We start from the raw sequence: 24738 nt of genomic DNA, 5'->3' as shown, positions 1-24738 counted from the left end.
AACTGCTATAGATCCTTCCGTTGAAAACGATACAATCCGATTAAGAACGCGATTAGTGTATAGAAGATCGCATAGACGATAAATGAATTAGATGGGACTGAGGTGAAGTTATCTAACCCAAACAGACTATTGGAAGCGTTAAACATCCCGTTCATTTCGTTAATACTAAACAGTTCAGCAGTCATTCTGCGCTGTAACCCATCTACAGGCATAAGTAAGGACATTATACCCGTCATATTATTTAGAGTGCTGAGTGCTTCGGGCTTAGATAATAAAGAACTACTTACCTTGTCAATCATTCCTCCTAGCCATCCTGCTCCATAAAGCATCGTCATAAAGACTCCATTCCCAAGGGCTGAGAAGAATCCTGAACCCAGCATAGAAACAGTTATTAGCAACGGTACGATGGAAGAAAAGAGCAAAAATGATTTGAATAACGCTAATCCATCTCTTGGAATTGCGGTATGGGCTTGCGTAATTAGCAATATAGAAACAAATAAAATAAGTGCATAACCTATTCCTAGTGTTACATAACCAAGCCAGCGACCTGCGTACCATTTCCAGCGTGGAATTGGTCTTGGAAGCAAGGCTTGCATCACTCCCTGCTCTGCCTCACCTGAAATGGCGGAAAACGAACTAAAAATAGCTAAAAAAGCAATTACAAATGCTCCGAAGAAAAATCCAAACGATAAAATAAATAAACCATTTGTAAAACGAATAAGGAGTTCTTCTCCGCTAGGAAAACTCGATCCGTGAGACATAGAACTTTGCCCGATCGTACCCGCAATAAACCAAAACCCAATAAGAAAGACCACGGTCATAATTAATGTCAGCACCATTACTCTTTTGCGCATCAGTTCTTTCCAGGTCATACCCATTATAATTCTCATTCGTGTTCACCTCTGTGGCTTAGTCCTGATACAGCATTCATAAACCACTCTTCTAGACGTTCTTGCTGATGTGAAACTTCATATAAGGTCATCCCTTGTTCTATAATCAGTGTATTCAGCCAACCCACCTGCTCTTCACTTTCCAGCTCCGCTTCCAACCAAACCCTACTACTGTCTATGGATTCTTCGGTATGGGAAGACACCCGGATCTGCAAGCCTGTCTGATCTTTTAGCCACGACAATAAAATAGGCGCAAAGCCGCCTACTTTAAATCGCCAGCTCATACGCTTGTTTAACACCTCGGACACTTTACCATGCCGGAGAATAACTCCGTTATTAAGTAGCGCCATTCGGTCGCAAAGTACTTCAACGTCCTCTAACAGATGAGAGTTTAGAAATATCGTAACCCCTTTTTCTTTTAGATTCTGTAATATACGCCGGACTTCCTGACGTCCGATTGGATCTAGTGCCGATGAGGGCTCATCCAAAAATACGATAGCCGGCTCATTAACAAGTGCACAAGCTAAACCCAGTCTTTGCTGCATTCCCTTAGAGTAATGCTTCACTCGGTCACGTCCACGCTTACCAATTCCAACCTCATCAAGAAGTTGTGGAATTCTCTTATCTGCTACAGACCGCTGCATTCCGCATAGTCTTGCATGCAGCCTCACAACCTCCTCACCCGTTAACCATTCCTGATAACGATACATTTCGGGTAAATAACCGATTAGTGATTTAGCTTCTAGCGAACCAATCTTATGCCCGAACAGAGTTCCACTGCCACTTGATGGATGAATAAGACCTACAAGCATTTTTACAAAGGTGCTTTTACCTGCACCGTTAGGGCCGAGGAAGCCAAAGGCTTCCCCTTTCCCTACAGTAATACTTACATTTCGACAACCGCGTCCGTTATCATATTCTTTAGTTAGGGACTTGGCTTCAATTGCTGCAGTACTCATGATTCAATCAGCTCCTGAACCTTGGTCATAAGCTTCTCTTTACTCGAATAGAGCTCACCTGACAAATTGAATAGCTGTCCATCCTGAATCCATGTAGCTTGATATACAGGACCGCGGCTGTATTCATAATTGTCAACTATAACTAAAGTGTCACCCACAGTTATTTGCTCCGTATTTTCACCAGCGATTAACGGCATTGGGATTTCTCCGGATAAGACCCTGCTTTGCATTAAGCTAGTCTTCAAGTAATCTGGGAGCAGTGGGAAATTCATTACAGCTTCCAAAGCCTCTTCCACTTTAATAGAAGGATCAACGTTAAGTACAGGTGCATTCATCTGCGACAGACTTGCCCAGTGCGTTTCGTCAGATGAGAGATTGTAATTCACAAATTCCGGGATATGAAGTGTAATTGGTTTACCGTCAATCGATTCGGGCAGCAGATGTTCTGCTCCAATTTTTTTCAGGGCTTTGTTCACTTCGTCCACTTTCAGATTAAGCGTGATATCTTGTGAAGCACCCACCGTAACTGAATTATGCCCTTCCACTAAAGCAGCGGTTTTCGCTGGATAGCCTAGGGTAGCCTTCAGTTGATCCGCAGGCAACTCACCAATGTAAGCTCCGCTAGCGTTTGTAAACTCACCGAATTGATTAATTGATCGATTAAGTTCACCGTCTTCAGCCACCTGTGTAAAAATATTACGCAGATCACTTTCCTGAACAACCGTAACCTGTTCCATCCGGAACTGATTCAGAATGGATGCCATTGCTGTGTTTCCTATAGGGGTCGCGAGTATGACTGCAAAAACAGCTACACTTGCAGCTACAACTCCTAGTTTCCGACGACGGTTCATACGCAGTCGACGCGGACGTTGTACTTTCTTATCATGGGTAGTTACAAGTATGTCCTGTACTACCGTTGGAGTTGACTCTGATTCAAGGTTCTCTAGATTTTCTACCTGACTTAAGTTAACAGAATCCTCAGTTTGGGCTTCCGTATTTTGACTCCATTTTGCCCATTGAGGATTATAAGGCTCATTCTCTAACTTACTCTGTAGCTTGGCCCAGGCTTCGTCTGTACTTTGCTTATCTTTATCTTGCTTTCCTGAATAGTTATTCATTATTATACCTCCTGATTTTAAAGATTACTTCGTAACTTCTCCTCAAAAGAAGTCTACTTCGTCTGGGGTATCGCCTTCGTTGCATTTTGTCTTAGTTTCTCTGTCGCTCGGTGAAGCAGGGTCCCTACTACTGGAGGCCTTACTCCAAGCTCTCCCGCGATTTCCACATAACTGTACCCCGAGTAGCGAAGAAGAAGCGCTTGTCTGTCTCTTTCAGGCAATTCATTCAGCCAGATGTGTACATCTTCCTGATCTAGCTTACTAATTATGACTTCTTCACCTGAAGGGGGAGATTCACTAGCATCATAAAGCTGCTCTTGTTTATTCTGCAGTCGCCGTTCCCTTGCTTTTTTGTCCAAATAATCATATCCAATACGAGTTAGGACTCTATGAAGCCAGGCACCCAGCGCTGCTGGATCATCTGGTGGATTACGGTACAATCTCAGAAAAACTTCTTGAGCTAAATCATCAGCCGCCGATTCATCACGTACCAAAGCGGCAAGCTTACGGCGGACAACAGGGTAATGTTCATAAAATATTGTTTTAAAAATTTCAGATTCCGGAATTTCCATCGTGTAAATCCTCCTTATCAGCTGCAGCTATAAGTAAGACGACTGTCAGTACATTTTTGTATCAGAATTCTTCATAATTATCATAATGCATTATAAAACATACAAAAAGACAGCCCCTAATTAATAAGGTAACTGTCTTCATTATTGGTCTTACCTATCTGTTTTGATTCCAATTATCGAATTCGAATATATCGGTTAAGAATCTTTTTGGACAAAATACTTCGCTCCAACTTAAGCTCCAGCAGCTGTTCTTTCCAATGTAACACTTCATCCGACTCTTCATTCTTACGCAGCTTCTCAAACAACTTCATGATCAATATATTAACGGAATCAAACCGTGACCATAATTCTATCACACTTTCTTCTTGAACCTGAGGTTCTTCCGATACTGTGTTAAGATTCTTTAAGCTCTTTATGATGTCAGCCTGCCACTGTCCATCGTTAATTGCTTTGGCATAATTTAAAAGGTCCAGATAATCGTCGACTGACATATGTACCGACTCCTTTGCATGGTTATACCAAGTATTATACTAGGTATTGTGTATATTGCAACACTTTATCCCTGTAAGTATACAAAAAAAACAAGGGCTAGTATGCGGACTAGCCCTTGCTAATAAATTTAAACGGAGTACGTTAAGTTATAGTAACTTCTCGATTTCCTCTTTGTATTGCTCCGATTTCGGACCAAATACGATTTGTACAGCACCTTGACCAAGTCTCATTACACCGGAAGCACCGAGTTGTTTCAGTGCGGAATCTTTAACGGCTTTTTCGTCTTTAACGATCAGACGTAGGCGTGTAATACAAGCATCGATATTTTCGATGTTTGAAGGTCCGCCGATGTGCTCAAGAATTTGAGCAGCCTTGGAAGAAACAGCTGAACCTGTTCCGTTACCTCCAGTTGGTGCTACAAGCGCATCATCATCATCTTCGCGACCAGGGGTCTTAAGCTTGAACTTCGTGATGATAAAGCGGAACAACACATAGTACAGAACGAAGAAACACAGACCTACAGGGATAAGAATCCATGCATTGGTGGATAGCTTCATGTTTATCAGATAATCGATCAAACCAGCGGAGAAACCAAAACCAAGCTTAACATCCAGAATGTACATTAACGCCATCGAGAATCCTGTAAGTAAAGCATGAACTGCGTACAAGGCTGGTGCCAAGAACATAAAGGAGAACTCAAGTGGTTCTGTGATTCCTGTTAAGAAGGAAGCAATAGCAGAACCGATGAAGATGGAAGCTACCATTTTACGTTTTTCTGGTTTAGCTGTATGAATAAATGCAAGCGCTGCACCTGGAAGCGCAAACATCATGATTGGGAAGAATCCAGTCATAAACATCCCAGCTGTTTTGTCTCCAGCGAAGAAGCGATTTAAGTCACCGTTAACCAATTCACCCGCTGCATTCGTAAAATCACCAATTTGGAACCAAGCAATCGAATTAAGTACGTGGTGAAGACCTGTCGGAATCAACAAACGGTTAGCTGTACCGAAAATGAACGCTCCAACTGCGCCAAGTGACACTACCCAGTTTCCGAAATCACTAATTACATCTTGTACAGGGCTCCAGACCATCCCAATTAATACTGCAAGGACCATCGTGGAAGCTGCGGTAATGATTGGAACAAAACGTTTACCCGCGAAGAACCCAAGCCAATCTGGCATCTTTATATTGTGATATTTCTTATATAGAAATGCTGCCCAGGCACCGGCAAATATACCCCCAAGCACACCCATATTCAACTTTACAGCATCATCAATAAAAGAGAACTGAAGGGGTACGGCAATCAGAATCTTGTCTAGTACTAAGTATGCAATTACTGCTGACAAGGCTGCTACGGCGTCCTTGGCAAATCCAATGGCAACCCCTACTGCGAAGATTAGAGCAAGATTTCCGAAGATAGCACCCGAACCGGCATTTAGAAATGGAACAAAATAATGGTTCAGGAATCCACCTATCGTTGCCCCCAGAGGTATATCTTTTTCGTAGTTAATCAGACCTAATCCTTGAAGAATAGCTGCCGCAGGCAAAGTTGCTACCGGAAGCATAAGCGACTTACCTAATTTCTGTAGAAAACCCAACATAAAATATCATCCTTTCGATTCAATAGTAGTAATGCTGTATCAGCTTATTACTTTGAAGCCACTGTAAGAATCAGATCCTGTCCTGCTGTAACCTGACCATAATGTCCGTTCACTTGAGGTGGTGTTTCCTCCGTACTAGTCACGATTACAGGTGAAATTGTGTCACAGCCTGCTGCGCGAATAACATCCAGATCAAATTCGATTAAGGTTTGACCTGCCTTCACTTGATCTCCAGAGGCAATATGACTAACAAATCCGTTGCCCTTAAGACTGACAGTATCGATTCCGATATGTAACAGCAATTGCACACCGGAGGAATGTTCCAGAATAACTGCATGACTCGATTTCACGATATGAGCAACCGTGCCATCAAAAGGAGCCTTTAGGATCCCCTCGGAAGGTCTGATTGCAACTCCGCTACCCATATGACCACCAGCAAAGGTTTCATCCGGAACCTCTGTTAATGAAACTGCCTCTCCACTGATTGGTGCCATGATTTCGATTGTATGTCCAGTATGTTTCTCTTCTTTTTTTGATTTCCATTTGGAAAACATATGCTCCACTCCTCTAAAGATGTTAGTTTTGTTTCACTAAAGTCTGAAATAATCGGTGTAAGTGCATCGCCAGGAAACACAGCTCTTCCTCCGGGATATCTACACCAAGAGATTTTTGCATCACTTTACCGAGCTTTTGAGATAACTTGTATTCCTCTTTGTATTCCTTCTTAATATGTTTCACAAAAGGATTATCTATTAGTGATCCTTTCAAAATACGTTCCAGCGAAAACCGCAAGTGGATCATTAATCGAATATGATTCATACTGCCATGCTCAAAAGTTATATTCCGTTCTTGCTGAATCATGTCTAGAAGTTCACTCACGATATTAGATGCTTTTACTAACTGACCCACCGATACATTGTTAACTGCGGAGTACACATGATAAGTTAGAAATCCAACCTCGTCTTCGGGAATTTGCACCTGAAATTCAGCATTGATCTTCTCTGATGCCTTGTAAGCGATATCAAATTCCTTCGGAAAAGACATCTTAGTTTCTTGTAAAAAAGGATTAATAATATCCATCCCGTTGCGCAGACGGTAAATGGTGAACTGAATGTGGCTCGGGAGTGCCAAATAAATCTTGTCGTTTAATTTGTCAGGAAATTGACTTTGGATATCAGCAATTATTTCATCAGTTATTCTCATCACTTTGGGATCTATGTCTTCCAGCAATATTTGATACTGACTCCAGGATTCGCGGTCTTCTAGACGAAACAATTTCTCAATACGAGGATCGTTTCCTTCAATCACACCTGAACCTTTCACAGCAAAACCAATGCCTTTACCGATAATGACATATTCCTTGCCGTTCTTGCTTCCCTGAACCATTACAACGTTGTTCCCAATCACACGCTGTACTTGAAATTGCTCGATCTCCCGCGACAAGCTCATCACTCCTTTCCCATATTATCGTCAATTAGGAACAAAAAAAGCCAAGAAATGTCTCATCGAGATGAAGACAATCCTTGGCTCATGCCCTTAACGGTAACACGCCACTAAAATATAAATGATCATTTATGAACATATCATAAATCATGAACTGCTAACTCGTCAATGGTAAATTTATAAATGTCAAGCGCAGCTCCTGAAACTCAAAAATTCACGAGTTATAAATAGCTTTCAATTTGGGGAAGCTTTTCTTTAAGCTGACGGACATTGGTCTCCAGTTTTAAAATGACCTCTTCTAATTCCTTTGGGTCGATGCCTCTAAGTACTGGGACCTGAATAACCTCTGTGACTTTGGTTTCTGATTTTAATTCTCGCATCTCCAGCTGCTGTTCTTGCCATTTATCCATCAGATCAGCAATTGTCGCATAAAAACGCTCATAATCCTTGATTACGCTATCTAAAAATGTGTCCACTTCCTCCGCATCGTAACCACGAAGCTTCATACTGAATTCTTTTTCATGTATGGTTAGAGCATCTAGAGTGATGCCAAGTTGGCTGAATAGCTTACGTTGTTTGTCCAATCGACGTTTCATATGTTCATCCATCATTTGTTACCTCCAAGTATATACTGCAATTATCCGGCAGTAACCATTATAACAGGGTGAGAGCATCCTGAAAATATAACTACAGTTCCAGTTCTAGAAGTTATCCGCAACCGCCTTGTTCAAAATACCTAAGCAGCGATCAAGATCCGTCTTCACCTGCTTCTTATATAGCTTCGCTTTCTCTTCTCCATCAGTTGTGAAATGGTATAAGACGATTTCTTGAAAATCCACCTTCGGGTCATTCCCTTTTAGCTGTTTAGTACGATATAAAATCCCTTGCTGTACCAGCTCATGCAGCGCGCGATAAATTTCGCTCTGTGGAGGGGAATATCCATGTGCCTTGAAATCTCGACGTAAATCCTCAAGCATTTGGTATCCATACCCGCGATGTTGTTCTACCATTGTTATAAGATACACCTTGATAAAAGCCCGTTGAGCAATCATAAACGCCATATAAACCCTCCTCATGTTGTGTTTTTTTTGGTTAATCTTACCTTCTATAACTCTAGTATAAGCACTATTTTCCAACTTTCACAACCTGAAATGTGGTAGTGGGTTCACTTTTTCCGATTTGTATAGAAATTTAATAGGGATAGATGATGAATTTATTGAAAGTAACTAGATAGAGTTGTTTATTTTGTGATTTTCTATTGTGAATTTTTCATATGATGAAAGTTGGTTTTCTTGAGTAATAAATAACGGCAATCGAGAACTTAACCATAAAGTTCTCGATTGCCGTTGAATAATGAGTGAACAATACCTTAGCGTTTATTGGCCTCGTGCCATTTAGCGAGTAATTCCTCTCGGTTCGCAGCAGCGATATCGAATCGATACGTAATCATTAATTTTTCCAGCTTAACAGAAGACAATAGCGGATGGATCATAATATTCGGCATCACAGGAAAGGAAAATGCAGAATTCATATAATCGGTCTGAGCATCTGTTGACAGTACAAAATCTACCAGCTGCTTAGCAGCAGTCACGTTGTTCCCACCTTTCAAGATCGACACTGCACCTATCTCCCATCCAGCTTGTGGAGGAATAGAAGATTGTATAGCATATCCCGAATTCTTAAATCGAAGCTGGTCGCCCATAAAGCTGATAACAGCAGCAACTTCACCTACTGCAAGCCGCTGGGCAGAACTAATTCCTGAGAATGTAGTTGATGAACTCTGCTTCTTAAGAGCACTCACCAATGCTAGAGCTTGCTCCTCCCCACGTTCTTGTGCAAGAGAGGCTAGCAATGTGTATCCTGTACCTGAGGTTTCTGGGTCCGGAATTTCAATTTTCCCCTTGAGCTCGGGACGTAATAAGTCTTCGTAGCGTTCCGGAAGAGGTAAAGCTACAAGCTGAGGATCTTGATTCCAGACCTGCTCATTTACACCAATAGCCAATGCACCCATGTATATACCTGTCCAATAGCCCATTTTATCTTTATAGATGTCGGGGATCTCATCAGCAACATGTGATGAATAGCGAATTAATTTCCCTTTGTTCTTGAGCTGCTCATGAAGATCAGCAGGCCCACCGAGAACAACATCAATGCCTGTCTTATTGATCGACATCAAATGGTAGCTTGCCTCACCGCCAGACATGCGAATAAGCTCATAAGACTGTCCCGTCTTCTTCTTATATTTCTCCAACAGAATACGCGCTTCATCCTCTTGAAAAATTACATATACTTTGAGAGGCTGATTGCTTTTCTGTCCAGGATAGAAATATATTAGAAGAAGTATTGTTACCGCAACCAATGACAGGATAATTACCTTTGTTCTCAATTAGAACGTCTCCTCCCGCTAAACTAGCCTATAGCCGCCGTTCTATAAAAAAATTATACGCCAAAAAAGGAAAACGACTGTTTTCCTTTTTTGGAACATCTACTTCAGTTTACGGACTAACCTTTTTAATAATATGAATTTTGTCTATTGCCGCACTCATCCGAACTTGACCATCGAAAGTCTTTTGACCAATATCATATGCATCGACAATCCATTCTTTGCCCCATTGATCTGCAAGGAAATATCTTTCCTTTTCTCCTAGAAACATCGAGGATTGGACTACTCCCATGATGTTAAATCCACTAATGTCCGGATGATTTAGTCGCAATGATTCGGGGCGAACACTCAGAAGAACTTCCTCACCCTCTGTCAGCTTTTCATCTGTAGTAATAGTAACATTATCCCCTCCAAAGCCGTAGCTAACTGTTGCCGTACCCTCTTTACTTTGCATGACTACTGCCTCAATAAAATTGGTAGAACCAATAAAATCAGCTACATATTGTGTACGAGGTTTATAATATATTTCATGCGGCGTACCGTACTGATCAATAGCTCCTTTATTAAAAACAACGATCTGATCTGACATCGACAAAGCTTCCAATTGATCATGTGTTACATATATTACGGTTAGTCCAAGTTCCTGTTGAATTGTTCGCAGTTCAACGCGTACCTCTTCACGTAATTTAGCATCTAGATTACTTAGTGGCTCATCCAGGAGAATAATCGGCGAATTCATCACTAAGGCACGAGCCATAGCTACACGTTGCTGTTGTCCACCTGACATTTCATGGGGATATCGCTCTTCAAGTCCGGATAATTTGACCTGGGCCATAACAGCCATTACCCGTTCCTGTACTTCTGCTTCAGGTCTTTTCTTAATATCTAGTCCATAAGCAATATTATCAAATACCGTCATATGCGGGAACAAGGCATATTCCTGGAACACCATTGGAGTGCCCCTTTTATATGGAGGTAATTCATTAACCAAATTCCCGTCAATCCACACCTCACCATCATCGATGGTATAGAAACCCGCGATGGAACGTAATAAAGTCGTCTTCCCACAACCACTCGGACCAAGAAAGGTGATGAACTTCCCCCGTTCAATCTTTAAGTTGATATTTTTCAAGACATGGTTATTGCCGAACACTTTATTCACATTTTTCAAATCTAGTAGTATGTTGGATTCCATCGTGCCCACTCCCTTCAAAATCATTAGAAATCAAATATTTTCACTTTGGAACGGAAGATCAACTTGATCACTCCCAGTGTTCCAAGCGTTGCACCCATCAAACCCACTGCCACAGCGGCTGCCCAATAATAGGTTCCCGTTTCGGCATAGTTAAAGATCGATACTGCTGCAACAACCCATTTAGGGGTAATTAGGAAGATTATCGTACTCAAAGTATTCATATTTTTCATAAACGCATAGACAAAGTTCGCTACAACGGTTTTTTGCAACATTGGAAATACAATCGTTGTTAGCGTCTTACGGCTACTCGCACCCAGATTGGTGGCTGCTTCTTCGATCGATTTATCCACTTGTTTAAAAGACGCAGTCAAGCCCCGATAACCTACAGGCATCTGTTTAAGTAACATCGCAATGACAATCAATGCTGCAGATCCCTGCAAAACAATCGGACCTTTACTAAACGCAACAATCAGTGCAAGACCAACGAATGTTCCTGGAAGCGCAATTGGAAGAACCGCGCTGAAATCTAGTAATTTTTTACCTGGAAAAGGTTTGCGAACTACTATATAGGCGAGCACTAATGCAAGAGCCACCGCCAGCAACGCACTAATTAGCGATAACACTAAGCTGTTCAAAACGGCTGGACTAGATGAACTAAAGACAACTTTCATAATATGATCCAGTGTGAACGTATTATCTCGACCAAAGTTTTTCGTAAAGGCGAAAAGAATGGTGATCGCAAACATCGAAATAATGAACAATGAGATTAAACTGTTAAAAGAGAAAAGTAATGCATCTGTCCTCTTAGATGTAGTGATCCGTTTCAAACCAGATACCGGCTTACCAGTTATCGTTGAGTAGGAGCCTTTAGATAAAATCTTATTCTGAACCCAGAATACAATCAGTGCAGGAATTACTAAGATAATCCCCATGACCGAAGCTAGTCCTGCCTCGTTATTAATGATTTCTCCGTAAATTTCAACTGCTAAAAGTGAATAGTTCCCACCAATTAGCTTTGGATTCCCGAAGTCAGCGAAGCAGTTAATCGCTACCAGCAAGAATGCGTTAATAACACCTGGAAGTGCAAGTTTCAGCGTAATCGTCCTGAATAATTTAAATCCTCTAGCCCCAAGATTCTGTGCTGCTATCTCCAGATTCGGTGATATAGCACGGAGTACACCCGTTATAGTCATGTAGGCAAGTGGAAAATAGGATATCGTCTGAACAATCCACAGCCCCGGTAATCCATACAAATCAAGCTCAAAATTAAAGTTGGTATTTAACCATTGTGAGATCATTCCCCCACGTCCAAAAAGCAATAGGAATGCTAAACCACTCATAACCGAAGGAGCTAATAATGGAATAAAGGCTATAAATCGAAAGAACTTCTTTCCTCTGATGTTACTGTAGTGAATCGCATACGCGTATATAAATCCAAACACTGTTGCTGTAAAAGCAGATAATGATGAGCTAACTACCGTATTTAATAGCGCTTTTCCATAACGGGGTTTACTAAAAAACGTTGCCCAATTATCAAATCCAGATGTAAACACAACGATTACCAGCGGATAAACAACAAATAGAATGAGAAATGCAAAGCTAGTCAGTACAAGTACGAGTGACGACGGATCTTTAAAGAGCCTGTTGATCGACTCCCCAATGCCTTTTTTTTCTTTCATAGGGGGCGACTCCCACCTTTCTGCCATCCAATTTGAGGGGCATTACAGTCACCATATATGGTACAGCCATGCAATACCCCTATTGGCTCTTTTATTTCAAATCTTTTAATGCATTTTGCAACTCTTTACGCTGCGATGCTGCTTTTAACAAATCATAAGCATCGTTGTATTTCGTTGTTTTAATATCAATGCCACCTTTAGGAATCGGTACTGATGCTTTAACGGATACTGCGTATGCAGATTGCGTATACAACTCACCCGGTTCATTGGTAAGCATATAGTCCATAAGCTTCTTCGCAGCCTCTGTATTAGGTCCACCCTTAACAATGGATAAGGCTCCAACTTCATAACCTGCTGCTTCTGGAACAACACTAACAATTGGGTTGCCTTGGTATTTAATCTTCAATTGATCGCCTAGGAAAGTCACACCAATTGTATACTCCCCTTTAGCAGCTTTCTGAATGGGCTCAATGCCAGACTTAGGTCTTTCCTTAAGGTTAGGTAGCAACTGTTTGATATAGTTCAACATCTCATCATCACCCCATACTTGGGCTAAAGAAGCTACTGCTGTATATGCTGTACCCGATGTTGCTGGATCGGACATACCGATTTCACCTTTGAATTTAGGATCGAGCAAATCCTTAAAAGTTTCAGGGTATGGATCACTACCATATTTCTCTTTCCAACGTTCTTCATTAATACCTATAGCGATTGGATTTAGATAAAACCCTGTCCAGAAGCCATCTTTGTCTTTCATATTGTCAGCGATGTCAGAAGCATTCGGAGAAGCGTAAGCTTCCAATGAACCTGCCTCTTTCAGTACTTGGTGCGAATCTGCTGGCCCTCCCATCAGAAAGTCGGCTTGTGGATTCGACATTTCATTCTGTACACGGGATACCGCTTCTCCACTTGGTAAACGTAGGATGTCATAGTCAATTCCGGTTTCAGCTTTGAATTTATCCAGAATTTTACGAGCCTCTTCCTCTTGAAAAATGGAATATACGGTAATTTTTTTGATTTCTTTACCGCCAAATACTCCTGATTTATACATGAAGAACCCCGCTACCAACACAACTACTATGACTGACAATAAAATGACTGACTTACTGTTTTTTTTCTTTCTCGCCATAGACTAAACCATCCCTTCAAGATCAGTATGAGGCATTATTTAGTTTGAAATAGACTCTTTGATTGGTCTCATCCAGAAGGTCATAGACCACGAAGTAAGCACCGTTATAGCGATCCACATGGATCCAGTGCTTTTTCACTCGATAATCATTCGTGAGCTGAATGACAAAGTGAGCATCGGGTGTACGTTGTAAGTCATCAAAATGGCTGAAATCGATAATACGCTCTGCTGCACGAATCTGCGATATCAACGCCTTCCTCTCAACCTGAGTGAGAGCTGTAAGTACTCCCTGCTGTAGTGTGAACACATCATTAATCTTGTTTTCCACAGCAGATCCAATACTCGACGTTGTTAACATCTTATCGATGAGTGTACTTTGCAGCTTGCGGATAGTAGCACTTACATTAAGCGAATTAACTGACTCCGCACCGAAGTGAAACGCATTCGTTTCCACTTGAAAAGGAATATCTTCTTGATCCAGATAGGCCATCGTTCCAGTCAACAGAAGTCTCGGAACCAACTGTTGTGGACGCTGCATTCCTGATGATAACAACCCAGAAAAAGTAGATCTCAATTTCAGCAATTCCTTCGGATCCTCAATGGATATCGTCCCTAGGCCTGGATACGTAATATCCACGCGCATCGGAACGCCAGCAATGCGGTCAAGTTGATCCTCCTGTCGAGGTACAACATGCACTTCATCAAGAGGTATTCGAAAAGTGTAAGCGCACATGCCGATTAGCAGACTGCCTATGATGACTTGTAACAAGATGAGGCGAAACCATGAAAGCCCTTTCTTATCCTCTGGCACTTACTTTAACCTCCTCATATATCAGAAAAATTTTAAATTTGTATCAGTTTTGTAACAGCGCTTACATTTGTTATGTTAAGGGGAATCTCAGCTGAATCTCTGTCCCCTTCTTCTCCGAGCTAGTAATGACGATACTCCCTCCTTGAAGTTCCATAAACTGTTTACATAGAGGTAATCCTAACCCATGTGATTCGTTTGAAATAATACGATCCTGTTTCTCTGCCGAGGGAAGAAATAATATACTTTGCAATTGTTGCGATATCCCTCTCCCGTTATCTATGATACGAACCAGTCCAAAGCCCTCATGCTCCGTTAACTCGATATAGAGATTTGTGCATTCGCTATGCTTAATAGCGTTATCAATCACGTTAAATAGAACTTGCTGAGTTCTCTTGGGATCTAAATTCACTTCACAAGATGAGATCTTTAGCGTGGTAACAATCGCGGATTTTTGAAGGGTCGGCTCTAAGATACGTAGACTATCCATAATGACAGCCCCTAAATCAGTACACTCCAGCTTGATACGCCAAGCCTCATCACCAATCAGTGAGGTCTGTAACAAATCCTCAACCATATTTAACAACCGAGTACTCTCTTTACGGATATAGGTATTACATTCCTGTATATCATCCTTCTTATTCATTCTTTCAATTAAATCCGAAAACCCGATAATCGAAGTTAATGGTGTTTTTAATTCATGAGTTATGTTGTCGTAGAAAGCTTTCTGCTTTCCCTGTTCATACTTTAACATTTTGATATGATGTTGCAGCGCATCCGACATATGATTGAAATCCTTGGCTAATTCTCCTACCTCATCCTGACTACTCGCCTGTATCTTTCTGCTAAAATCGCCAATGGATACAAGCTTAAGCGCCTGCTGCAAGGCATGTAGAGGCCTCACCAACAAAGATGAGAATGAATAGCTGACCATAAGCGAAAAAATTAAACATCCTACAGCTGCAGCGATGAACCATGTGCGCATCTGGTTTAATGTCTGCAAATTCTCATGGAGGTCCAATAAATATCGAAATCCACCCACAATTTCTCCTTCATACCAGAAGGGAACTGAGTAAATTAGATATTGTGTACCTTCACCTGCAGTTATGACTGTGGCAGCATTACCAGTAAGCGCTTTCTGAATATCGTTACGTTTAAGTAAGTTTTCTTTATCGCTGCTACTCCCAACAATCGTCTCATCTAGTGCGAATAGTTGTACTTGGAAATTGCTGTTTGACGCCAAATGCGACGCAATAAAGGGGGCGTACTTACCTGAAAATAATTGTTCTATATTAATTTTCTGATCACTGACAATCTTCAATGCCTCAATACGATGCAAGCCAAAATACTGACTTAACGTCTGAGTATCCCGTTTAATCATACTTTGGTTAAGCGTATAATTAACGATAAAAAACATCGCTGTGAGCAGCATAACAATCGTAACGGCATGCTGAATAAACATTTTATTTCGCAGCCCCATCTTCTATACCTCCAGCTTATAGCCTGTCCCATGTATAGTGGCGATCAGATGCTCGTTGGGTTTCATTTTCTCCCGAAGACGGTTTACCACCATGTCCACGGATCTTGTATGCCCATAATAATCATAACCCCAGACCTGATCAAGCAAGTCTTCGCGAGTGAAAACTTTCTTAGGATGAGCACATAAGAGCCACATGAAGTCAAACTCTTTACTAGTTGTCTTAAGCCATTGTTCCCCTATCTTACAAGTACGTCCATTCTTATCAATTTCAATAGGTCCAATCTTGATCACTTCAGGAGGCGCCACCATCTTCATTCGTCTCATAACTGCCTTAATGCGCTCGCTAAGTTCCCTTGTCTCAAAAGGTTTCGTTAGATAATCGTCTGCTCCCAACTGAAAGCCAAGGATTTTATCATTCATTTCATTCTTAGCGGTGAGCACGATTACCGGGACTGACTTATACTGTTGTTGAAGCATTTGAAGAAGCTCGAACCCGGAACGGTCAGGTAACATAAGATCTAACAGTATTAAATCGGCAGACCATGTTGCAAGTTCATCCCACGCCTTAGTCACCGTTCCTACAGCTTTCGTCTGATACCCTTCCACCTCTAAGCTCAATTTTAGCAGCATTTGAATGCTGGGATCGTCTTCAATAATTAAAATATTCATATGTAGCCCTCTTTTCCTTAGATGCTATTTTACACTGAACTTTCATATTTTTAGTTACCCTCTTATAATAGCGGATATCATTCAATACGAAAACGCTTTCCAAATATCTACAATTAAAAATACAAATCAAATAATTGACTATAAACTTACATTTTATGTCTCTAGTATAGTAAGTAAAATCCACAAAAAAACTCCCACATAATGGGAGTTTTACGGATTCAGGATTTTGTAGAACGGACTATACCACTCGAAAATCCCTTAATCGAGCGATTGCGCTCATGATTGCTCATCTCCGTTTTGTTCCATAAATTCTTCCTTCGTCAATCCAAACAATATCAAATCATAATATCGTCCGTTCGTGTAAATGACTTTCCGCCGCACGCCCTCTTGCACGCAGCCGACTTTCTTTAACATCCCTATAGAACCTTCATTACCTTCAAGCGCACATTCATTGAATTTATTTAGCCGTCGCTCGAAAAAAGCATATTTTAAGAGGATGGTTATAGCTCTCGTTCCATACCCTTTACCTCGATGATCTTTATCCACCTGCACACCTATGCTGAACGTACCATTTTTCTCGTCAATGCTATTGAGATTTACGCCGCCAACATTTTCACCATGCAAATCTTCGATCGTAAACATTAGTCTATCGGATGAGAATTCAGCGTAAGTCTCCGCAAAATTTTTGGCTTCGGCAATGGTGGGTGGTAGTTCAACTGCACATTGTAAGAGTCGCCGCGCTGGAGTATCGAATCGGTTCGTATAATAACCTTCCCAATCCCCTTCTTGTATTGAACGCAATCTAATTTGGTCATCTTTCCAGTAATAATTGCTATAATCTATCTCTCTCATTTTCTAGCCTCCAAATAATTTAGGGATTGTTTTTTTATAATAAACATTACTTTAGAACGGTGTAGTAAGATATAACCATTAAACGTGACTATGAAAAACACTTTGGAAAAGAGGCATACTTATGAGCGATTACCAATTGGTCAGTGATTATAAGCATATCGAAAAATATAAAGAAAGCTTTAATGCCTTAGCTAAATCGATCTTCGGGATTGATTTCTCGCCATGGTATGAACAAGGAGGCTGGAGTGACAAGTATATTTGTTATTCCTATATCGATAGGGACCATGTGATCGCAAATGCGTCCATAAACAAAATGACGATTCTTATAAATCAAAAAGAGTATAACGCCATTCAAATTGGCACTGTAATGACACATCCTGATTATCGCATGCAAGGATTATCCAGGAAATTAATAGATCATATTATCGCGAAATACGAACATGAATTTGACTTCATTTACTTATTTGCAAACGACAGTGCTTTGGACTTTTATCCTAAATTCGGATTTGAACGTATGCAAGAAAGCAGCTTTTCGATTAACGCTTCTAATCTTAGAAATCAAACGTCTAAAATCTTCTCTGTGCGTCCCTTATCTATGAATAATTCCGTTGATTTCACCATGATAAAAAAATTCGCTGAAGAAAAAGTTCCGGTGTCCTCTATACTCAGCGTTGTAAACAATGAACATCAGCTGCTGTTTTATTTTATCCTTCCTTTCCATGATTCTTTTTACTATATTGAAGAAGCTGACGTCGTAGTGATCTTTAGACATGAGGAGCATCAGCTTCATATTTTTGATATTATCAGTACTTCACACATAGATATCAACGTGATATTGAATAGCATTATTTCACCTGAAACGGAGGTTATTCATTTTCATTTCACACCAGATTTCAATATAGATCACATGGAGACCGAATTTATTCCCGAGAGTGAAGATGTGTTATTTGTACGTCCACTTTTAAAAGAACTACCTAAACATTTCATGTTTCCCATAACCTCACATGCCTAGATAGGATGAAGAAGGCTGCCATCCGGCAGCCCTTTTATTAATTTTAGAAATTATAAATTCCCCGCCTATACTCGCTTAAACGCTTACCGCCCTTAGAAGAACGCAGAAACGTTTATGCTTGATCGTTCACTGGAATATACATGCTCTGTATCTCTTGTACTCCTGGAACAAATCCTAGATTCGTATAAACAGACTCCGCATCATTACCTTCCATGACATATAATCTAAGGAAAGGATACTTATCTTTAAGGAGACTTAGTCCTCTTTTCAACATCAGTGTCGCTATCCCTTTGCCTCTATAACCGGGCATTACACCAATACTATAAACTGCTGCGTAATCTCCTTGTAAGCCCAAGAGACAATTCGCAATTAACTGTCCCGATTTCCTATCATACACAAGCGTTGACGCGGTAAGTAATGCTTCATTCGTATAATTCGGTTCTTCACTTGGAATAAAATCTTCATAAGAGAATTTTTTTCTTCTAGTCGCCTCGAGACTTCCATTAAAGCTTGCATAGCTACATTCGGCGATCTGATCTTCCAGAATAAAGCGTTTAGCTCCTTTTCCATCATCTTCGATCTGTGGACTTTCAATTCTAAATTCTTCGTTCCATTCCACCTCAAAATGATCTGTAGGACGCTGCATCCAGCGACATCTGAACTCATCAGGCCAAAATCCTGCCCGCGCAAATAAATGAACTTGATCCGGTAGAACCTCGAAGGTTTTTATAGGCTCCGTTCGGTCAGACCAATATATCAAAAGCTTTTTTAGAAGTTTAAGCACCACAAATGTATCGTTAAACGGTGGAATAACAAATAAATGATAGATCCGATTAGGGGACATCCTTACTCCACCTATTTTCGCCTCCCCTTTATAGATCCAAAAAGCATTCTTTTGAGCAGAATTGAACCCATCTTCTCTAAAAAAGCCAATATATTGAATATTATAATAAATGGAGCAATACACTCCCCACTCTTCCGATTCAGCCTTACGAATTGAATAATCATTACTTAACTCATACGATATTTCATCCTCAGACCATCCCATTAATTGCATGTACAATTCCTCCTCGCTGCTACTTCACCTTCTATTTTCTATAGTATCACTTCTTAAAGTAAATGATTGGTAATAAACACTTATAATGATTATTTACTAAACTACAGCAAGTGTAATTGCATCTGGAAGTCCAATATATAAGAAGAAACCTTATAATAAAAAAAAACTGCCTATTGGCAGTCTTATCCTCAATAAATTCTAGAGCATAGCCAAATGGCGGTTCCCACAGCGATAATACCTGCTAACGTTACAAATAGGACATACCCTTTCTTTGTTCTAGTAACCGTGTGATTATCATAAAATTCAGGTTTTCGTACGATTCCAAACCATAGATCCGCGATTAAATTCACGACCACTAGAGAGAAATTTTTTATTCCCCCCACGTCATCACTCCTTTTCAACTTTAGCTAGCCAAGTTTATTATTAATTTCACTTAGTGACTCATTCATTTCGTCCATTTTCTTGATCATCGCATATTGATTGCTAATCATCATGATTAAACCAATAAAGAACAAAATCACAAGAAGTAAACTCATACTGCACTTCCTTTCAGTAGCTGAATTCATTCACTCTGGACATTCAAGCTCCGAGCAAATCCTGACCTCCATGACGGGTATAGTGGACTCCATTCGTAATCCATTCGAGCTTTCGTATTGGAGGCTCCCCGTTCCCATCCTGCTCTGCCTTCTTGAACATTAGGAGCAGGAGCACCTATGGTATCTGAATAAGCTGATAACCAATCCAATCCTTTAGCAGGCTCGTCGTCTACGATGTTCACAGGGCCTGAAGGCCAGTTCAGAGCAAGCACCGCTGCGTTAGCTGCATCCTCCACATGTAGGAATGATACAACGGCATCTGTCGCTGTCATTCGTTCTTGACGAATTCCCTCTGCCATATAGCCATTAATGTCATACCATGTTCCTTGGCCGTACAACATTCCATACCGCAAGATCACATGATTGGGGATCTCGGCAACTGCTTTCTCTAGTGAGTATATACCTTCAATCGTTCTTCTCCGAGGCTCTAAAGCCTTAAGATCTAAAGGAGTTTCCTCCGTAGCTGGCACATCTCCAGCTTCATAAGCCCATGAAATACTTTGTGCAATGATTTGTTCCACGCCAGCTGCAAGAGATGCATCCACAATATTTCGTGTTCCTTCTATTCTTATCCTGGAATTATCTGAGAAATTCCGCTGACTTAGTGAAGTTAGCTGATGGATAACCACTTCTGGCTGTGCTTTGTGAATGGACGCAAATATGGCCTCTCGATCGAAGACATCCGCGATTACCGCCTGTGCTCCACACTTCTCAATAAATGCTCTATTTTCTTCCTTATGGGTCATTCCGACAACCTCATGCCCCGCTTCTAATAACTTAGGTAGCAATAGCCGTCCAATCACGCCCGCCGCACCGGCTACAAATATCTTCATCTACGCCCTCCTTAAGAACAGCTTCTAAGTATAAGATTGCTAGTTACTTCTCAAAATCCCAATTATAATTTGGATTATTATCCATATCATACCACATGTATAATAAAGACTGCACCTCACAGCTTATCGCTAGGAGGTGCAGTCTTTAATGGATTGTTTATAGTAAAAGTAGGTCGATTAACATTTTAGATTTTATCGCGGTTGTAAACTTCAGCCGTTCGGTCTGCTCTGTTAGCCATCGAATTACCCAGTCGAGTGTCTTCGTTATAGACGCCTTCGTAACGCTGAGCATTTAGTGAGCGATTGTCTCGGAACACATCATGCGCTTGATACCCTCGTCCATTATCCTCAACAAGCACAAGGATCTTGCCACTTTCAACGTATCCTTCGTACTCTTTTGCCTCATCCTCAGGAATGCCAAGACCGATCAAGCCACCAACTAAGCCACCTGCACCTGCACCCACGGCTACACCTGTTAACGTTGCCACAATAGGTCCCGCTGCCAGTATAGGACCAATCCCCGGAATTGCGAGCGCTCCGATACCTGCTAGCAGTCCGGTAACACCACCCAATACGCCGCCTGTAGCTGCACCTGTTGCAACGCCCTCGGGAGCTTTTGTGCCTGTATCATCCGAAATATGTCTTAGCTCATCACGATCACGTGTGATTACTGATATTTCATCATTACTGAACCCTTGATTGTGAAGTCCTTCAATTGCTCTGGTTGCTTCTTGTTCTGTATCAAAGATACCTACGATTTTTTTAGTCACTTGAAGCCCTCCTTAGTAATTGTCTTCGCTAGTTAATTACCCTGTAAGCTGAAGACAAAACATCTAATTAAAATTTCAAGTGCACGAAGGACCTTATTATTTCTTGGGACGTGTTCGATTGGTCGGAATTGCTTGCAAGGGGTCGTCTGGCCAATAGTGCTTAGGATAACGTCCTTTTAGATCCTTTTTAACCTCAAAATAAGTACCACGCCAAAAGCTTGCCAGGTCAGAAGTCACCTGCATTGGTCTTCGCGCCGGTGACAAAAGATGAAGCAAGACAGGTACCTTTCCCCCACCAATTCTAGGGGTGTCTAACTGTCCAAACATCTCTTGCAAACGCACAGCCAGTACGGGAGCAGCTGGATTAGCATAGTCCACGGGCACACGCGAACCACTAGGAACTGTTATATGTGTCGGCGCTTCCTGTTCAAGAAGCTGTCGCTGATTCCAGTCCAGCAACCCCTCAAGCGCACGGGATAACGGGATTCGCTGAAGGTCACGCAAGTTACGCATACCGTGAATGTAAGGTAATAGCCATTCATCAAGCATCTCAATTAATGCTTCATCAGAGACATCCGGCCAATCTGAACGTAAGGCGTGCATAAACATTAGCCGCTCACGAAGCTGCAGAGGTCCCTTTTCCCACGGTAAGATATCAATCCCATCCTCTGCGATTACACTTAGCAGTACTTTCGCTGTTTCTTCCGCGGAGGGTCTTTCATGTGACGTTTCTTTTAAGACAAGAGCTCCAAGCATCGTTCGGCGGCGTTTCTTCACACTTCCACTTTCTTTATCCCAATACACGTCAGAATCCTCTGTGATGTGATCTATATGATATTTAAGCAATTGTCCTTCTTCTAGCTCAGCTGCCAGCAAGATTGCACCTTGTGTGGCTCGATCGTCAACAGACGCGGCCACAATATAAGCGGATCGTGCCAGCGGTTGCCCTTCCCGCATGGCCACGCCACGACCGGCGGAGAGCAGAAACGCGCCATCACCGCGTTTCTGCCCGATCCGGTCGGGATAGGCGAACGACAGAATCAGCCCGCAGAGGCTGATGTCGTTCACGGTCCCACCCGGCGCTGCTTGCAGCTGCGCCAGGAAATTGCGGCTCTCGCGCACCACCGCGCGCAGAGCCGCAGGGTCCGCTCCGCCCGTATCGGCGGAGCGTTCGAACCGGAGCAGCGCCTCTACGCGGAGCGTGAGGTCGCAATCTAGTGCCGCGGGACCCTTGAACAGGTCCCGCTCTTGCAGCAGCGCCGCCAGCCGGCAGGCGAGCGGTGCTGCGTCAAGCTCTGCCGCGCGCAGCAGCATATGCGCGGCTCGCGGGTGCGCGCCAAGCGCGGCCATGCTGCGGCCGTGCGGCGTGATGGCGCCGCCGGCGTCCAGCGCGCCGAGCTGGCACAGCAGCGCGGTGCCCTGCGCATAAGGCGCAGCGGGCGGCGTGTCAAGCCAAGCTAGCGCGGCAGGATCGCGCACGCCCCACAGTGCCAGCTCCAAAGCGAGCTGCGCAAGATCCGTCTCCATAATCTCCGGCACATTGTCATCCGGAAGGCGATTATGCTCCTCCTGACTCCACAGCCTGTAGCATACGCCCGGAGCTGTCCGCCCGGCCCGTCCTCGCCGCTGATCGGCAGAGGCTTTCGATACCGGAACCGTCGTAAGACTTGGCATTCCCGTACGCGGAGAGAAAATCTGCGTACGACGCAACCCTGTATCAATTACCGTTCGCACACCTTCGATCGTCAAGCTTGTCTCCGCAATGGAGGTCGCTAGTACGACTTTACGTTCGCCGTTTATGGATGGAGCCACTGCAGCATCCTGCATAGCCTGTGGTAATTGTCCGTATAAAGGACGAAGCACTACCCCGTCAGGCAGTTTTCCATGTTCCAACTCATTTTGGGTTCTGCGAATCTCCCGTTCACCCGGCAAGAATACAAGTACATCTCCCGGCTGTTCAGCAAGCGCACGTCTCACTGCGGCTGTGGCCGATTTTTCAATCGGAAGATTCCCTGTGGTTAGGGTATAAATAGTTTCCACCGGATAGGTTCGTCCCGGACAATCAACTACTGGCGCATCGCCCAGCATAACCGAGACCCGTTCACTATCCAGTGTTGCTGACATAATCAGAATCCGAAGATCATCACGCAGCACTGCCTGCGCTTCCAGCGCCAGAGCAAGTCCCAGATCCGCATGTAGACTACGCTCATGGAACTCATCAAAAATAATCAGACCCACATCCCCTAGTGATGGATCACTCTGAAGCATCCTCGTTAAGACACCTTCAGTCACTACAACAATTCGTGTATTCTTGCCTACCTTAGTGTCGTTCCGCATCCGATAACCTACCGTCTGTCCAACACTTTCTCCAAGATTGGAAGCCATGTAAGTTGCAGCTGATCTAGCGGCAAGTCTTCTAGGCTCAAGCATAAGAATGCTTTTACCAGCCATCCATGGCTCGTCCAGAAATGCCGGAGGCGTTCCAGTTGTTTTGCCCGCACCGGGTTCTGCGATCAGAACAGCTGCCCGTGTTGAGCGAAGTATGTGTTTCAGGTCTGGAAGCACCTGTATAATTGGAAGCTGTTTCATTATATCTCTCCATCGTTTGTAATAATATGTTATGATTTCCTTTGATGTGGTCTAAACCCTATTCATCATGTGCGAAAAAACTTCAAAGATCAAGACAATCTGTACTTACCATTTCAAGTATAACTTTCTTATATTATAAAAAAGGAGACTTTCTAAAATGCTCGTAACTAAAGCCACTATTTCAGATTTATCTATACTCAGCAAGATCGATAGCATGGTCATTGGCAGCGAAATTCGCAAACCTAAAATTGAACAATATATTCTAAATGAGCAATGTGTTGTAGCATCGATTAACAGTGAGCCTGTCGGTTTTGCTTGTTACGATACCACTTTTTTCGAATGCTGTTTTATTCAGCTAATAATTGTGAATCCCAATTTCAGACGTCTTGGCATTGCCGGTGCACTTATTCGTTACATTGAAGAACACTCTCCAACACCCAAGCTGTTTACTTCCACCAATGAATCCAATACGATCATGCAGCAAGTCTGTCTTTCTCTAGGATTTGTAAGAAGCGGAATCATTGAGAATTTAGACGATGGTGATCCAGAACGGGTATATTTCAAGCAAGTAAAATGAAATACACTTGTGAAGCGAAGCACGCAAAAAGGCA

The 24738-nt window shown here is 42.3% G+C and carries 26 protein-coding genes; 2 read left to right on the top strand and 24 right to left on the bottom strand.

Translation table 11 applies throughout. From position 1 onward, the window contains the following. Positions 1 to 5 precede the first annotated feature (5 nt). The 18 genes from MHI27_RS13655 to MHI27_RS13570 all read right to left on the bottom strand — a co-directional run bounded on the left by MHI27_RS13655 (position 6) and on the right by MHI27_RS13570 (position 17270). Entirely contained in the window at positions 6 to 890 is an 885-nt protein-coding gene (locus tag MHI27_RS13655) for an ABC transporter permease subunit (RefSeq protein WP_042187770.1), read from the bottom strand. Next, positions 887 to 1849 (bottom strand): ABC transporter ATP-binding protein, encoded by a 963-nt coding sequence (locus tag MHI27_RS13650; RefSeq protein WP_405176486.1) that lies wholly within the window; start codon positions 1847 to 1849, stop codon positions 887 to 889. Before MHI27_RS13650 ends, MHI27_RS13655 begins: the two co-directional genes overlap by 4 nt. Continuing rightward, the gene (locus tag MHI27_RS13645) at positions 1846 to 2967 is read right to left on the bottom strand and encodes a hypothetical protein (protein ID WP_341128008.1); all 1122 of its coding nucleotides are present in this window, start codon (positions 2965 to 2967) and stop codon (positions 1846 to 1848) included. Before MHI27_RS13645 ends, MHI27_RS13650 begins: the two co-directional genes overlap by 4 nt. Before the next feature lie 53 nt (positions 2968 to 3020). Beyond that, a complete protein-coding gene (locus MHI27_RS13640; RefSeq protein WP_076286416.1) occupies positions 3021 to 3539 on the bottom strand; it encodes a sigma-70 family RNA polymerase sigma factor in 519 nt (172 codons plus the stop codon). Between the two features lie 173 nt (positions 3540 to 3712). Then, positions 3713 to 4030, bottom strand: coding sequence for a hypothetical protein (locus MHI27_RS13635; protein ID WP_339247744.1), 318 nt, complete (start codon positions 4028 to 4030; stop codon positions 3713 to 3715). Positions 4031 to 4177: 147 nt separating this feature from the next. After that, on the bottom strand, positions 4178 to 5632 hold the full coding sequence (nagE, locus tag MHI27_RS13630) for an N-acetylglucosamine-specific PTS transporter subunit IIBC (protein WP_042187760.1): 1455 nt from the start codon (positions 5630 to 5632) through the stop codon (positions 4178 to 4180). Between the two features lie 47 nt (positions 5633 to 5679). Continuing rightward, positions 5680 to 6186 (bottom strand): PTS glucose transporter subunit IIA, encoded by a 507-nt coding sequence (locus MHI27_RS13625; RefSeq protein WP_042187759.1) that lies wholly within the window; start codon positions 6184 to 6186, stop codon positions 5680 to 5682. 22 nt (positions 6187 to 6208) lie between these two features. Continuing rightward, on the bottom strand, positions 6209 to 7081 hold the full coding sequence (locus MHI27_RS13620) for a PRD domain-containing protein (protein WP_042187757.1): 873 nt from the start codon (positions 7079 to 7081) through the stop codon (positions 6209 to 6211). A 215-nt stretch (positions 7082 to 7296) separates the two neighbouring features. Next, on the bottom strand, positions 7297 to 7683 hold the full coding sequence (locus MHI27_RS13615; protein WP_405176732.1) for a DivIVA domain-containing protein: 387 nt from the start codon (positions 7681 to 7683) through the stop codon (positions 7297 to 7299). Positions 7684 to 7776: 93 nt separating this feature from the next. Beyond that, the gene (locus MHI27_RS13610; RefSeq protein WP_042187753.1) at positions 7777 to 8136 is read right to left on the bottom strand and encodes a helix-turn-helix transcriptional regulator; all 360 of its coding nucleotides are present in this window, start codon (positions 8134 to 8136) and stop codon (positions 7777 to 7779) included. Between the two features lie 308 nt (positions 8137 to 8444). Further along, on the bottom strand, positions 8445 to 9461 hold the full coding sequence (locus MHI27_RS13605) for an extracellular solute-binding protein (protein WP_405176485.1): 1017 nt from the start codon (positions 9459 to 9461) through the stop codon (positions 8445 to 8447). 109 nt (positions 9462 to 9570) lie between these two features. Further along, complete coding sequence (locus tag MHI27_RS13600; protein WP_042187748.1) at positions 9571 to 10653, bottom strand: ABC transporter ATP-binding protein; 1083 nt, start codon at positions 10651 to 10653, stop codon at positions 9571 to 9573. A gap of 23 nt (positions 10654 to 10676) precedes the next feature. Continuing rightward, complete coding sequence (locus tag MHI27_RS13595; RefSeq protein WP_405176484.1) at positions 10677 to 12332, bottom strand: ABC transporter permease; 1656 nt, start codon at positions 12330 to 12332, stop codon at positions 10677 to 10679. A gap of 91 nt (positions 12333 to 12423) precedes the next feature. Next, positions 12424 to 13461, bottom strand: a complete 1038-nt coding sequence (locus MHI27_RS13590; RefSeq protein ID WP_076286421.1) for an ABC transporter substrate-binding protein — start codon at positions 13459 to 13461, stop codon at positions 12424 to 12426. A gap of 22 nt (positions 13462 to 13483) precedes the next feature. After that, positions 13484 to 14272 carry a DUF3919 family protein gene (locus MHI27_RS13585; protein ID WP_042187743.1) on the bottom strand — a complete coding sequence of 263 codons (789 nt, stop codon included), beginning with the start codon at positions 14270 to 14272 and terminating at the stop codon, positions 13484 to 13486. A gap of 70 nt (positions 14273 to 14342) precedes the next feature. Next, positions 14343 to 15749, bottom strand: a complete 1407-nt coding sequence (locus MHI27_RS13580) for a HAMP domain-containing sensor histidine kinase (protein WP_341060637.1) — start codon at positions 15747 to 15749, stop codon at positions 14343 to 14345. A 3-nt stretch (positions 15750 to 15752) separates the two neighbouring features. Continuing rightward, positions 15753 to 16418, bottom strand: a complete 666-nt coding sequence (locus MHI27_RS13575) for a response regulator transcription factor (protein ID WP_405176483.1) — start codon at positions 16416 to 16418, stop codon at positions 15753 to 15755. A gap of 276 nt (positions 16419 to 16694) precedes the next feature. Continuing rightward, positions 16695 to 17270, bottom strand: coding sequence for a GNAT family N-acetyltransferase (locus MHI27_RS13570; protein ID WP_076286424.1), 576 nt, complete (start codon positions 17268 to 17270; stop codon positions 16695 to 16697). Positions 17271 to 17391: 121 nt separating this feature from the next. On the opposite strand from MHI27_RS13570, the gene MHI27_RS13565 reads away from it, so the two are divergent. After that, positions 17392 to 18282, top strand: a complete 891-nt coding sequence (locus MHI27_RS13565; protein WP_405176482.1) for a GNAT family N-acetyltransferase — start codon at positions 17392 to 17394, stop codon at positions 18280 to 18282. 112 nt (positions 18283 to 18394) lie between these two features. Here MHI27_RS13565 and MHI27_RS13560 read toward each other — a convergent pair whose 3' ends face one another. The 6 genes from MHI27_RS13560 to hrpB form a co-directional block, all read right to left on the bottom strand. After that, positions 18395 to 19339 carry a GNAT family N-acetyltransferase gene (locus MHI27_RS13560; RefSeq protein ID WP_405176481.1) on the bottom strand — a complete coding sequence of 315 codons (945 nt, stop codon included), beginning with the start codon at positions 19337 to 19339 and terminating at the stop codon, positions 18395 to 18397. A 188-nt stretch (positions 19340 to 19527) separates the two neighbouring features. Further along, positions 19528 to 19722, bottom strand: coding sequence for a hypothetical protein (locus MHI27_RS13555; protein ID WP_405176480.1), 195 nt, complete (start codon positions 19720 to 19722; stop codon positions 19528 to 19530). Positions 19723 to 19746: 24 nt separating this feature from the next. After that, positions 19747 to 19875: a hypothetical protein gene (locus MHI27_RS13550; RefSeq protein ID WP_256716254.1), complete on the bottom strand. Its 129-nt coding sequence runs from the start codon at positions 19873 to 19875 to the stop codon at positions 19747 to 19749. A 26-nt stretch (positions 19876 to 19901) separates the two neighbouring features. Beyond that, positions 19902 to 20768: an NAD-dependent epimerase/dehydratase family protein gene (locus MHI27_RS13545; protein WP_405176479.1), complete on the bottom strand. Its 867-nt coding sequence runs from the start codon at positions 20766 to 20768 to the stop codon at positions 19902 to 19904. A 185-nt stretch (positions 20769 to 20953) separates the two neighbouring features. Next, positions 20954 to 21538: a general stress protein gene (locus MHI27_RS13540; RefSeq protein WP_042187728.1), complete on the bottom strand. Its 585-nt coding sequence runs from the start codon at positions 21536 to 21538 to the stop codon at positions 20954 to 20956. Between the two features lie 96 nt (positions 21539 to 21634). Beyond that, entirely contained in the window at positions 21635 to 24127 is a 2493-nt protein-coding gene (gene hrpB, locus MHI27_RS13535; protein ID WP_405176478.1) for an ATP-dependent helicase HrpB, read from the bottom strand. Between the two features lie 157 nt (positions 24128 to 24284). Here hrpB and MHI27_RS13530 point away from each other — a divergent pair, with 157 nt between their 5' ends. Then, entirely contained in the window at positions 24285 to 24704 is a 420-nt protein-coding gene (locus tag MHI27_RS13530; protein WP_405176477.1) for a GNAT family N-acetyltransferase, read from the top strand. Positions 24705 to 24738: the final 34 nt, after the last annotated feature.

The organism is Paenibacillus sp. FSL H8-0261, assembly GCF_045040645.1.
Taxonomy (GTDB): Bacteria; Bacillota; Bacilli; order Paenibacillales; family Paenibacillaceae; genus Paenibacillus_AQ.
This window is presented reverse-complemented; position numbering and strand designations above follow the sequence as displayed.